Here is a 12,665-nt window from a genome sequence, read left to right as displayed (position 1 = left end):
GAATGGAGAAACGATTAGAAAAACAGAATTTGATCAAACCATGGATAAACCAATTATCAACGAAGTCGTTCGTAATTATCAGCATACATGTCCTTCTATTAGTACTGACTGTATCCATCGATCGTTTAGACTACAGTGGAAAGATAGCTTTATTCGCGTTTTTATCAGCAATGACGCTATGGATCACAACTAAAATACCCGCAGGATTCGTAGCGATTACGCTTATTATGTTTATCATCATGATGAATGCGGCTGGTACGGAATTGTTATACCATTCACTATCTGAGCAGGTAGTATGGTTAATGATTGGTTCTTTTATTATCGGTGAAGCAGTGAAACAATCTGGATTAGCAGAACGATTAACCCGTTCTGTATGCAGAAGGTCAACGAAAAAAAGCAGTGTGCTTTTTGGGATAGGTTCGGTTTTCTTTGCATCTGCATTTTTCATTCCATCTACCTCAGGTCGGGCTGCATTATCCAGACCGATTGTGAATCAGCTAGGTGAAAAGCTTTCAACGAAAGAACAACGCGTATTGGCTATTATCACACCTGTACTTATATTAATGAGCACGTCAGCAACATTAATAGGTGCAGGCTCTCATTTAATCGGAGTCTCTTTACTGGAAAGTACATCTGGTCAAACCATTTCCTATTTAAAATGGTTTCTATGGGGAGTGCCATTTGCCCTCGTTGTTACGCTTGTTTCATTTTTTATTATTAAATGGTGCTTGTGGCCAAAAGGTGAAACGACGGAGATGGATGTAAAACCAGAAGAAAAAACAATGCAAAGAAATCAGTTGTGTGGGGGTGAAAAGAAGACACTGATTTTGATTTCATTTTTAATTGCAGGCTGGATGACAGAAACGATCCATGGCTTTGATATAGCATTTATTACGATGATAGGTGCCATCCTGGTCATGATACCGAAATACGGAATCATTCGTTGGAAAGAAGGACTAGCGGCGGTATCCTGGAGTTTGATTTTATTTGTTGCTGCTGCAACTGCGCTAGGAAAAGTGTTAGTCGATACAGGTGTAGTCCACTGGATTGAAAACGAAATGCTGCATGTACTGAATCTGTTTGTAGGAGCTCCAGATTGGCTCATTGTTTTCATTATCTTGGTTGTAACCGTAACGAGCCATTTGTATATTACTTCTCATACGACACGAGCGATTATCTTTATTCCAAGTTTATTGATGTTTAGCGAGACAATAGGGGTTAATCCTGTTGCAGTTGTTTTCTTAAGTTTAATTGGGATGAACTATTGTGTTACATTTCCGGTTAGTTCCAAAGCATTGCTGTTTTTTTATGAGGAAGGCGACATATCCTATGATGCTAGTAATCTATTAAAGATGAGTGCTATATTAATGCCTCTCTATATACTTCTTATGATGTTATTCTATTTTTCGTATTGGCAATGGGTGGGGATGGGGCTATGAAAGTATCTTTAACAGGCAGCGTTACCTTTGAGGGTCTGTTGCCTGTAAGGATATTCATTTTTATAAGAGGCATTGCCCTCTGCTACAACTCAACGAGTTATCCCTCCGTTCTTATCCATTCAATCCCTCATGTAAAAATAAGAGATCGAATACATAAATCAAATAGATTGCTTACTCATGTGTAATAAAACAGTATTTTTACATTTTAGGGTGAGTGGAAGGAAAGAATTGTCTATTTGAATAAAGCATTTCTGGGGAAACTAAGTTCACCAAGAGAGAGGTGATTTTATGGAAAGAAGTAAAAAGTATACAGCAGCTGGCACAAATATTGCAGCTGTTAAACAGTCAAATGAACAATCCGGCATGTCTTATAACGAAGCAAAGGAATACATCGCTAGGACTACTGGTGGCCACGGAACGGCAATTTATAGCGACACGAATACAGAACAGGTTCGGAAAAAGAATCAAAAATGATAATAAAACGACGTTCCCTGCTGGTTCGTGCGTTAGAAGCAGCAGGGGAGAATTATAGTTATTTTTTCATCTGTTCTTTGGCTATGTTAATCATTTCTTTAACCATACTGCCACCAATTGACCCTCCAACTTTTCCTGCTTGTCTGGAGGTAAGGTCTTCATTATTTCCTTTTTTCAAAGCGATGCCTTGTTCTTTAGCAACTTCATATTTTACATAATCCGGGTTATTATTATCCACGATATATCCATTGGCTTTCATGACACGATCTTTGAACTGCCTGAGGTTTTTATTTCCCACGCAAAACACCTCCTCATGAATATAATTTCCGAAAATTTTAAGTTTATCCGGGTTTATATGTTATATTTTAAAAGTTTACAAAGCATATAATTTTGTCGATACCACAGTAATTTCAACTGTGATGCCAGTCATAAAGAATAAAGCAGAATGTCTTTTTAAAGTATTATGCTAAATAGGTATAAGGGATGTAATTATAGACACAACAATTAATACAAATCGAATAGTACCCGCAAGTAGTGACTGGTTGGCAGGTAATATTTACTTTGAAGCACAAAGTTTTTTTATAAGAACTATGTGCAAATTAAAAAAGAAGCACAAAATATAATTAGAAAATTCTAAAGATGATGTTGACTATGAATGATAATGTAGCTATAATATACAGAAATAAATTCTTAAAAATTATAATATTATAACAAAAGTGAGTTGAAATACATGTCATTAGAAGAGAATTCAGCAATACCATTACACAGGCAAATAAGACAATACCTAGAAAACAAAATAATTTCTGGAGAGTGGGAGCCGGGGTATAAAATTCCAACAGAAAAACAGCTTTCATCCCTTTTTAAGGTGAGTAATATTACAGTAAAACGCGCTGTACTTGACCTAGTTAACAATGGGAAGTTATACAGGAAAAGCGGAAAAGGTACATTTGTAAATAAACACGATAAAACTGACTTGTCTAGACTTGTTTCCATACATAATAAGTTTGAAGATGAGAAGCCCTATCCCCATAAAACATTAAGCTTTAAAAAAATAGTAGGAAATACTGAATTGATAAAGAATCTGCAGATAGACAAGAATGAAGAAATCTATTATATTTCTAGGATTAAACTAGAAGAAGAGAAACCCGTTATAATTGAAAATTCCTGGATACCTGCAGCTTTAACACCAGGTTTAACAGAGGAGGAAATTGAAAATAAACTACTATATAACTTATTTTCAAAAAAGTATGGGCTTAAGCTGGATACTGCAAAAGTGTTTATCTCTACAAAAACAGCAGATAAATCTGAAGCAGCGTTACTCAATATCCCCATTGGTGAACAATTATTAGTATTGGATAGGTATACGAAAACAGAAGATGACTATATTGTAGAATATTCCCGTTTTAAGGCGGTATTTAAAGATGCAAAATATTTTCTTGAGATTAATTTATAATTAATGCTTGCTCATTAATATAACTTGCAAAATTATAATGTTATAACATTATAATTTTATCATATACAAAATACCTGTTATGAATAGATTATTGTATAACCTAACTAGATTTGTATATTAAAATTTAATTTTTTAGTCAAAATTTACCGAAAAATAAAAAATATAACCTGAAGGAGGCTTTCTCATGCATATTAGTGAACATCCAGTTTTGAAAGAGAAATCCAATGAAAAAGTTTTTTTCTATTTTAATAATCATCGTTTAGAAGCAAAAAAAGGACAAACGGTGGCAGCTGCTCTTATGGCAAATGGTATTCGGAAATTGGGAGTGAGTCGGAAACTCTCTCAGCCTCGAGGTCTTTATTGTTCTAATGGAAGGTGTACCAGCTGCTTTGTAACGATAAATGGTCTCGATCATGTAATAAGCTGTACTACTCTTGTGGAAAACAATATGCAGGTTTTTTCCAATAATAATGATCCAGAAATAAGAGGTGAGAAATATGGAAACTGATTTACTGATTATAGGGGGTGGACCGGCAGGACTGCATGCAGCTCTTACTGCTGATAGAGCGGGGGCAAGGGTAGTAGTAGCCGATGAATCATTTTCTCTCGGTGGACAATTGAGACAACAGACTCAATGGTTATCTAACCTTCCGGGACAGTATGGATATGGAAAGAAGCGCGGTACATGGGTGAATGAACAACTTATTAATCAAGTAGGAGCATCTAATGTACAGGTGTTAAAGAAACATACCATGATTGGTTCCTATCTTAATGGCAACATTGGTGTTTCTGATGGAGATAAGACTTTTGAAATCCAATCCCGAAAAAATATAATAGCTCCTGGAGCCCAAGAGGAAGCAAAGGTTTTTCCAGGATGGACACTTCCTGGAGTCATGACTGCTGGAGCAGCTCAAATACTAATAAACAGGGAAAAAGTATTGCCTGGTAAGCGTGCAGTTATGGTTGGTTCTAATGATTTTTCATTGGAAGTTGCAAGACAACTCAATTCTTGTGGAATAACAGTAGAAGCGATTGTGGAGGAAAAGAATCAAATCATCTGCTCTGATGGAGAGTTAGTGAAGACTTTGGAAAACGTTCCTGTCTATACAAACAGCACAATTGAAATAGTTACGGGTGCCGGAGAGGTGGAACACGTCGTAATTCAAACACCAGATGGGTTAAAAGAAGTTAATGTGGATCTTGTTTGTATTGCTAATGGATTCAGTCCGATACTGGAACCTTTTGAAATTATGAATTGTCATTTTGTTTATCAAAAAGAACTTGGAGGATGGCTAGCTGCATACAATATTCATTTACAGACAACCAATCCTTCCTGCTATATTGCTGGAAATGCGGCAGGGATTACGGATTTTGGATCAATTCTATTAACAGGAGAAATCGCTGCTTTGAGTGCTTTAGAGGCGATGGGATTCATCAGCTCAGCAGAGGGGACTGAACAAAAAAGCAGATGTTGGAGAGAATTGGCTAATTTGGAAAGTGAAAAAGTACTTCAAGCGAGGACTGAAATGCTTGCCGATTATCATCAGAAACATGAATTGGATCTTCCGGATTATTTCATGAAGATAAAAGGAGGGAAGATGTATGGATAAATCAACCATCGTCTGCCGTTGTGAAGAAATTAATGTTGATGAGATTGAGACAGCTATGAAGAATGGTGCTGAAACATTTGATGATATAAAGCGGCTGACTAGATGTGGGATGGGTCCTTGCCAGTCAAAAACTTGCCTTAATCCTGTAAGAGAAATTATTGCTGAATATACTGGCAAGCCTTTGGCAGATATTCGGATATCAAGGATGAGAATGCCATTAAAACTCGTAAGAATGAGTGCGCTTACAAATGGTAGTGAAGGCGGTAATGTAGCATCTGTTTTTGGAGAATCAGTGGAAGATGGTGAAACGAATGATGAATAATGTATTTGATGTTATTGTGATTGGCAGTGGGGTTATCGGGAGCAGTATTGCCTACCATCTTTCAGAAAGTAAAAATCATGAAATTCTGCTTATCGATAAGGATTTCCCTTTATCTGGCACTTCCGGTTCTACGCAAGCCTGGGTTTGGGTACATAGCAAAGTACCTTCTTGGTATGGGGAATTAAGCATGTTCAGCGCAGAACTGTACCCTTTTCTAGAAAAGAAAATCGGTGATGTGGAGTATAAAAGAACTGGTGGAATAGCCCCTTTTTTCAATAAAGCTGAACGGGAAAAAGCTTGGAGACTTGTTGAACAACAGGCGGAGGTCGGAATAGATATTGAAGTTCTAACAAGAGACGAAGTACTGGAAAAAGAGCCTTCTCTCTCTTCTCATGTAGCTGGTGCTACCTTCAGTAAACTAGATGGGAATGTGAATCCATTTCGCCTCGTTGAATTATATGTGAAAGCTGCAAAGAGGAATGGGGTTCAGTGTTCTTTTTATAATCAAGTAATCGATATAGAGAAATCTGGTGACATCTTTCGGTTGGAAACATACAAAGGAGTCTTTCGAGCGAAGAAAGTTATTTTGGCAGGCGGTCCTTGGTCAAAGGATTTAGGAAGCATGTTAGGTGTGGAGATGCCGGTGAAGCAGGTACGAGGGCAAATTCTTGTTACAGAACCGCTTCAGCCGTTTCTTAAATATACTATTGGCGGTATTCGTCAGGCAGACAATGGTGAAGTATTAATTGGCTATTCGAAAGAGGAGGTGGGCTATGATAGAAGATCGACATTGGATGTTATTCAGCAAACAGCAAAAATGGCGACTGATTTCGTTCCAGCACTGGCCAAGGCAAATGTTGTTCGGACTTTTTCTGGGATCAGAGTAATGCCCAAGGACGGATTTCCAATTATCGGTGAGATCCCCAATATGGACGGTGCCTATGTGGCTGTTATGCACAGTGGAATAACATTATCACCATTAGTCGGTACATTAATGACAGAATTGCTGACAGATGGTGAAACTTCTATTGACCTTACTAGATACAGCCTTGCAAGATTTGAAGGAGTCTAAAATGGAATGTTAAAACAATATCAAAAAAAGCCAAATATATTAAGGGAGGAAAATAATGAATGCTGCTGTAGCGATAGTAATTAGCTCTATTGTAGTTTTAGGGGTAGGTGTGGCTATTTCGTTTTGGGTAGGAAAGAAGAATAAGGGAATAGAAGATTGGAATGTGGGAGGGAGATCCCTTCCAATTTATGTTGTTGCGGGCACACAGTTTGCTACTGGCATGGGGGGAGGAGTTCTTGTTGCACATGTCGGTATAGGTTACAGTGCTGGCTGGTCAGCAATAACGTATAACTTGCTATATTCTATAGGTATTGTTCTTCTTGTATTACTAGCGGGGTGGCTAAAGAAACATAATTTTTCCACCTTACCTGACATTTTCAAGAAGTTATATGGAGAGCACAAAATTATGATGAGTTCTGTTACATTACTTGCTATTGTGGTACCATTCGGCTGGTTATGTACACAGTTGGTGGCATTCGGAAACTTATTCACTGAAATAACGGGGTTATCTTTTACTTTATTGATTATTATATTTGCAGCTATCAGTTTGTTGTTCGTTTTACCTGGAGGAATGGCTTCGGTAGCATGGACTGATTTTGTTTTTGGTTGTTTTATGCTGCTACTGTCTATAGTTAGTGGAATATACATGTTAAATTATGCTGGTGGTTGGTCGGGAATTGCTTCGAATGTTCCTGAAAACCTTGTGTCGTTTCCTCAAGGGATGGGAGCGATTGGATTGACAACAATCGTATTTTGGATTTTTGCCATTTTTCCTGGTGCCCTTACAAATCAAATGTCTTATCAAAGAATCTATTCAGCTAAGGATGCCAAAACGGCAAAACAGGGTTTTATCATAGCTGCAATTGCCGGAATTATTAGTGGAACTTGGGCTTCCTTTATGGGGATTGCTATTCTGTCGCAAAATCCTGGTATGGATAATCCCGAGTTGGCTGCAGGATGGTTTCTAACTCAAATTCCTACCTGGTTTCTGGCGATTTATTCAGCTTTTATCATCGCAACTATCATGTCAACAGTCAGCAGTGCTATGCAGTCTGTAGTAGTTAATATAACAAATGATATTTATAAATCCTATATCAATCCCGAAGTAAAGGATCAAACATTGGTCAAAGCTTCGCGAATGCTATCCGTAATAATTATTGTACTTGCAATTGTTTTATCATTGTATTATCCGCAAGCTTTGGGGTGGCTGCAAGCGACATACGCTTATTCAGCTGCAGGTTTGCTAGTTCCCATATTTTTTGGTATTGCCCTGCGACGAACGAAGTTACTTTCAGCAAAAGGAGCCATGGGTGGTATATTCACTGGTGTTATTGGAGCGGCAATTGCTCAATTATTAAATACAGCCATTCCATATGCTGTATATGGGGTTGTTGGTTCCTTAGTAGGTTTCCTTTTATTCAGTATGATTTATAAAGAAAAAAGAGGGCTTGATAAGAAAGTTTCTGGTCTATAAGTACAACTTGAATTTTCTTAATTTATAAATTTGCGGGAATATAATTAATTATATGATGAACGAATTAGTAATTGAAATCCTAAGCAATAGTAAGTATATGAAGGAGGAGAAAAAAATGGACGCTGATATAGGCATCATTGGAGTTGGAACAATGGGAAGCATGGCTGCATGGCAACTTGCAAAAAAGGGTCTATCTGTTATAGGTTTTGAGCAGTTTGGAATTGGAAATGACCGAACTGCTGCGGGAGGAGAATCCCGGCTTTTTCGTACAGCATACATGGAAGGACCTGAATATGTTCCCATGCTACAGGAAGCAAAAAAATTATGGAGGGAACTGGAAACAGAAAGCGGAAATTCACTGTTAACGCTAAATGGGGGGTTAATGATTGGAGAATCTAACTCTCTGGAAATTAAAACAGTTTTAAAAAGCATCGAGGATTTTAAACTGGAGCATGAAATTTTAGAGGGAGACCAGGCAGCAATATGCTATCCACAATTTAAAATATACGATGATGACCTAGTCATATTAGATAAGGAAGCAGGCTTTATTCGACCGGAACTTTCAGTTGTATCAGCTTCTTTACTGGCTATGAAGCATGGTGCGAAATTAATGAAATATACCGCAGTAGATGAAATTATTCCTGAAACTGATGGTGTACGCATTATTGCAGAAGGGAAAACGTACAAGGTAGGAAAAGTATTGATTACCACTGGTGCATGGACAGGGAAACTATTACCAGCTTTAAAAAAGCAATTGATACCCAAAAGATTATTGCTGACCTGGTTTACACCGAAAAATCTTGCTGAAACAAAAGCAAATAAGCTACCTATATTTGCTAGAATGCGCGGAGATTTCAGGCTTACAGGAGCACCTTCACTAGATGGGTCGATGGTGAAAGCTTCCTATACAAAAGATCCTTTGCCAATAGAAGATCCATCTTCATTATACCGAGACGTATATCCGGAAGAAATTGAAAAACTGCGAGAATCCGTAAAAGCCTTGCTCCCAATGCTATATCCAGACCCAGTTCGTGCGAGTGCTTATATGGATGCCTATACACCGGATAATCATGCGTTGTTGGGAGAATTACCAGGAAAGAATAATACTATCATTGCAAGTGGTTTCTCTGGTCATGGTTTCAAACTAGCACCCATCATCGGCAGGATTTCTTCTGAACTATTGATTGAAGGGAAAACAAAAAGCAATATCAATCATCTTGATCCAGGTAGATTATTATCAAAGCATTATAAGTAGTACGGTTAAAATCGACTAAAGGTGTAATTAATAAAAGAAGACTATTCTGTGCTGGATAACGATCTAAGACCAAACTGCAACCGATGGGAAATAAGGATATTCGTGTTAAGTCCACATATATTGGAGTATATGAATGCGAGAGTGTAACATATGGCTGAGGTTTTTGTTAAAAGAGAGGGTGTAATGCCCTTTCTTTTTTTGTGGAGTTGGAATCTACAGGAATGGTTGAAAGCTAATTATTGTTCAAAAATATTGTTGCTGTTGGTGAGATGGTATCGAAGCTCAAACAAATGCGAAAATTTAACATGCAAGCAATCTAGGTACAATCAAATGCAAGCCCGAAAGGAAGGGCAGAGGTAATTCAATAAGTTGAATTACCCCACTATTTTTATTTAGTATGGAAGTTTGGTATATATAATAAAGCAAATCAGCCCTATAAGCGTATACAACTATCTGGTCGTTTTTCTTTATTATAATTTCAAATACGTGGTCTAGATCCAACGTTTTTAGACTATAACAATCTATTGAAAACGGAATACTATGAAGATCTTCCAGGTATTCACTGTACTCGCAATTCGTTCTGATACACATCTAAAAACTGCTCTCCTTTTGCTGAAATAGTTGTTCCAGCTCTCCCTTTTCGAACGTTCAATAGTCCTGTTTTATTCAGCACTTCTATTCGTAATCTTAACTGCTGATCAGTAAGACTGTATTGCTCATCTGAAAGCAACTGCTTTATTCTCCTTCTACCATAAGATTCATTTTGCTTTTTTCCTTTCTGATAGATTTGCAGAAGGCTTATGCTTTCCGAAAGAAATCCATGTTTTTCAATCGTTCTTATTATTTCGTTGATACCTAAATCCTGTTCAGTGTTTTCGGTTGCATCGAATTTTTGGTTCCCTTTGAAAAATAGCGGTAATGATTCACGTCCAATCGATGTCGTATTTAAACATACACAGTATGAAATAACGTTATATAATTCCCTCACATTCCCAGGCCAATCGTAATGATAAAAGGCCTCCATTGCATCTGTAGAGAATACCAAATCTATTCTGTTGAAGTGACCCTTAAAGGCTTCAATTAATTGTGACAAATCATTCTTTCGTTCTTTGAGTGATGGCATCTGAAGTACATAAGAAGACATATAGGAATAAAGATACGTACGAATGATCCCTTTTTGAAATAACGTTGCCAAGCTTTCTAAAGAGGAGGTGATTATCCGTATTCGATTCTTCATCGGATTTAAATCATTCGATTCAATCAAGTTAAATAACTTACCTTGTAGGGCATATGGCAGTTGGTCGATATGCTTGATATATAACGTCCCACCACTTATGGCATTGATAATACCTTCTATTTTTTCGTCTTTTGAGCCAAATAATTCCTTTTCTATAAGTTGTGGCTCTTTGTCTAAACAATTATAGACGTAGAAAGGCAATGCTGCCCCAGTAGAATCATTATGAATCATTTCTGCAAGCATTTGTTTTCCTGTTCCAGTCCCACCCTCAATATGGATTGCATCAGGTGTTTTCGCTAGCTTGCTTGCTATCCTGATTGTAGACTGCAAGGAAGGGGAACTTGTCTTCAAACTATCTAATGTACGATGCTGATTTTGATCATGAATGGAGATGGGTAAGCTTTCTGTTTTTTTATCGGTTGCATAAATCATTCCCTTGATATAAAGCTGAGTTAATAATGAAACCTTCATATCCAACTGACAGTATTGTTTTATTTGTATTAGTGTTTCTAAGGAAATAATGCGTGGTCCAATATCAATCATCCGTGGAAATCCTTTTGGGATAAGGTTCGTTTCTCCAGGAGTGATAACAAAGTCTATTTTATCAGGCATTGGCTTTTCTGAAATATAAGGATAAAAGGTATGGTTTGGCAAAAAAAGTTTCAGGGATTCCAACGTTTGTATCGTGTTATTGTAATTATCGTTTACAACCAATATATTTTTTCTTTGTTTCGAAAAAATGAGTTCTTTTAGATTTCCAATATTCTCTGTTCTTTGTGCCACAATGGAAATGGCAGCCTCGGGCAGAAATGGCTTTACTAATTCTTGTATTTCCATCGCAGATAATAAAACAAGATCACTCGATAAGAGAGTGTCGGAGTTTAACTCTTTTAAAGTTAGCCCTTCGATCTGGATGGAAGTTCCGAATATATACTCCAATTGATTTTTTAAAAATAGTAAGTTATCTTCTTGGATTCCGATAATAATTAATCTTTTTTTCATTAGTGTCACGCTCCATAGTTCCTATCATATACCCTATTTTACATGGTAAATCGATATAATCATAGAATCCTTTTTTTATAAATGGGTTGTAATGGGTTGTATTAATTTGGATAATGATTTATAATCCTATTATTCTAATAATTTAAACAGGAAATTTAATTAAGGAGCGAAAAGATGTTTACACTGATTAAAAATGGTGAAATTTATGCACCAAATTATATGGGGAAGCAATCTATTCTAATGATTGATGAAAAAATAGTGAAAATAGGAAGTATAAATGAAGAAAAATTGCGAGCGCTTTTTGACGTTAATGTGATAGATGCTTCTGGTTTAATTGCTACTCCAGGTATGATCGATCCACACGTACATTTAATTGGTGGAGGGGGAGAAGGAGGCTTTGCTACAAGGACTCCGGAAATCCAACTGAGTACTATTATTGCTTCAGGTGTTACTACTGTTGTTGGCTGTCTAGGGACAGATGGAACAACACGACATATGACATCTTTGTTAGCAAAGGCTAGGGGATTGGAAGAAGAGGGAATTACGGCTTATATTTATTCAGGTAACTATCATATCCCTACTCCAACGATAACTTCATCGGTAAAAGACGATATTATGTTAATTGATAAAGTGATCGGAGCGGGAGAAATTGCAATATCCGATTCCAGATCAGCTCAAGCCTCTTTACATGAGGTTGCAAAATTAGTTGCAGAAGCCAGAATAGGTGGTTTGCTAAGTAAGAAAGCAGGAGTAACTCATTTTCATGTTGGTATTGGAAAAGACCGTTTGGCATTTTTACATGAGCTTTTAGAAGATTACGAAATCCCACCTGCAAATATTTATGCAACACACATTACACGAAGCAAGGAACTTGTTGATGATGCGATCCAGTTGGCGAAAAAGGGGGCATTTGTAGATATAACTGCAGATGAAGACACAGGTAAATGGATTCAGTATTATAAACAAAGTCAAGGTGACATGCATCAGCTGAGCATTTCCTCTGATGGAAACGGCAGTCTACCTAAATTTAATACGAGAGGGGAATTAATCGGATTTGGTGTTGCAACGCAGCAAACCTTGTTTGAGCAAGTTATATCCACTGTTAAAGATTATGGTTTGCCTTTAACTGAAGTATTACCTCTTGTCACTAGTAATCCTGCAAGAGCACTTCGTTTAGATGAAAAGGGTGCTCTGAAGGAAGGGTTTGATGCTGATATCCTTATGCTGGATCAAAATTCACTAGAAATTAAACATGTTTTTGCAAAAGGGCAACACATGCTTAGGGATAGGGAGATTCTTGTCAAAGGAACATTTGAATAAAGATATT

Annotated in this window: 12 protein-coding genes; 10 read left to right on the top strand and 2 right to left on the bottom strand. The window is 37.2% G+C overall.

Annotated features, from left to right (window positions below; genetic code table 11):
• The first annotated feature begins 2 nt into the window (after nt 1-2).
• On the top strand, nt 3-1,439 hold the full coding sequence (locus D1B32_RS19755; RefSeq protein WP_118890264.1) for an SLC13 family permease: 1,437 nt from the start codon (nt 3-5) through the stop codon (nt 1,437-1,439).
• Between the two features lie 288 nt (nt 1,440-1,727).
• Nucleotides 1,728-1,913, top strand: coding sequence for a gamma-type small acid-soluble spore protein (locus D1B32_RS19750; protein WP_118890238.1), 186 nt, complete (start codon nt 1,728-1,730; stop codon nt 1,911-1,913).
• A gap of 58 nt (nt 1,914-1,971) precedes the next feature.
• On the opposite strand, the gene D1B32_RS19745 is transcribed toward D1B32_RS19750, so the two are convergent.
• Nucleotides 1,972-2,211, bottom strand: a complete 240-nt coding sequence (locus D1B32_RS19745; protein ID WP_262366403.1) for an alpha/beta-type small acid-soluble spore protein — start codon at nt 2,209-2,211, stop codon at nt 1,972-1,974.
• Between the two features lie 432 nt (nt 2,212-2,643).
• Here D1B32_RS19745 and D1B32_RS19740 point away from each other — a divergent pair, with 432 nt between their 5' ends.
• From D1B32_RS19740 to solA, 7 genes are all read left to right on the top strand, one after another.
• On the top strand, nt 2,644-3,366 hold the full coding sequence (locus D1B32_RS19740) for a GntR family transcriptional regulator (RefSeq protein ID WP_118890237.1): 723 nt from the start codon (nt 2,644-2,646) through the stop codon (nt 3,364-3,366).
• Nucleotides 3,367-3,550: 184 nt separating this feature from the next.
• On the top strand, nt 3,551-3,874 hold the full coding sequence (locus D1B32_RS19735) for a (2Fe-2S)-binding protein (RefSeq protein WP_118890236.1): 324 nt from the start codon (nt 3,551-3,553) through the stop codon (nt 3,872-3,874).
• The gene (locus D1B32_RS19730; RefSeq protein ID WP_118890235.1) at nt 3,864-4,976 is read left to right on the top strand and encodes an NAD(P)/FAD-dependent oxidoreductase; all 1,113 of its coding nucleotides are present in this window, start codon (nt 3,864-3,866) and stop codon (nt 4,974-4,976) included. The genes D1B32_RS19735 and D1B32_RS19730 overlap by 11 nt, the downstream gene beginning before the upstream one ends.
• Entirely contained in the window at nt 4,969-5,298 is a 330-nt protein-coding gene (locus D1B32_RS19725; protein ID WP_118890234.1) for a (2Fe-2S)-binding protein, read from the top strand. The genes D1B32_RS19730 and D1B32_RS19725 overlap by 8 nt, the downstream gene beginning before the upstream one ends.
• Nucleotides 5,291-6,370 (top strand): NAD(P)/FAD-dependent oxidoreductase, encoded by a 1,080-nt coding sequence (locus D1B32_RS19720; protein WP_118890262.1) that lies wholly within the window; start codon nt 5,291-5,293, stop codon nt 6,368-6,370. The genes D1B32_RS19725 and D1B32_RS19720 overlap by 8 nt, the downstream gene beginning before the upstream one ends.
• Nucleotides 6,371-6,425: 55 nt before the next feature.
• Nucleotides 6,426-7,844 (top strand): sodium:solute symporter family protein, encoded by a 1,419-nt coding sequence (locus D1B32_RS19715; RefSeq protein ID WP_118890233.1) that lies wholly within the window; start codon nt 6,426-6,428, stop codon nt 7,842-7,844.
• A gap of 115 nt (nt 7,845-7,959) precedes the next feature.
• Entirely contained in the window at nt 7,960-9,099 is a 1,140-nt protein-coding gene (gene solA / locus D1B32_RS19710) for an N-methyl-L-tryptophan oxidase (RefSeq protein WP_118890232.1), read from the top strand.
• A 559-nt stretch (nt 9,100-9,658) separates the two neighbouring features.
• Here the strand turns inward: solA and D1B32_RS19700 are convergent.
• The gene (locus tag D1B32_RS19700) at nt 9,659-11,338 is read right to left on the bottom strand and encodes a sigma 54-interacting transcriptional regulator (protein WP_118890230.1); all 1,680 of its coding nucleotides are present in this window, start codon (nt 11,336-11,338) and stop codon (nt 9,659-9,661) included.
• Nucleotides 11,339-11,512: 174 nt separating this feature from the next.
• Between D1B32_RS19700 and iadA the strand changes: the two genes are divergently transcribed.
• The gene (gene iadA, locus D1B32_RS19695; RefSeq protein WP_118890229.1) at nt 11,513-12,658 is read left to right on the top strand and encodes a beta-aspartyl-peptidase; all 1,146 of its coding nucleotides are present in this window, start codon (nt 11,513-11,515) and stop codon (nt 12,656-12,658) included.
• Nucleotides 12,659-12,665 lie beyond the last annotated feature (7 nt).

This window comes from Oceanobacillus profundus (assembly GCF_003515705.1).
Taxonomy (GTDB): domain Bacteria; phylum Bacillota; class Bacilli; order Bacillales; family Amphibacillaceae; genus Oceanobacillus; species Oceanobacillus profundus.
Note: the sequence above shows the minus strand (reverse complement) of the source record. Positions and strands in the feature narration are given on the sequence as shown.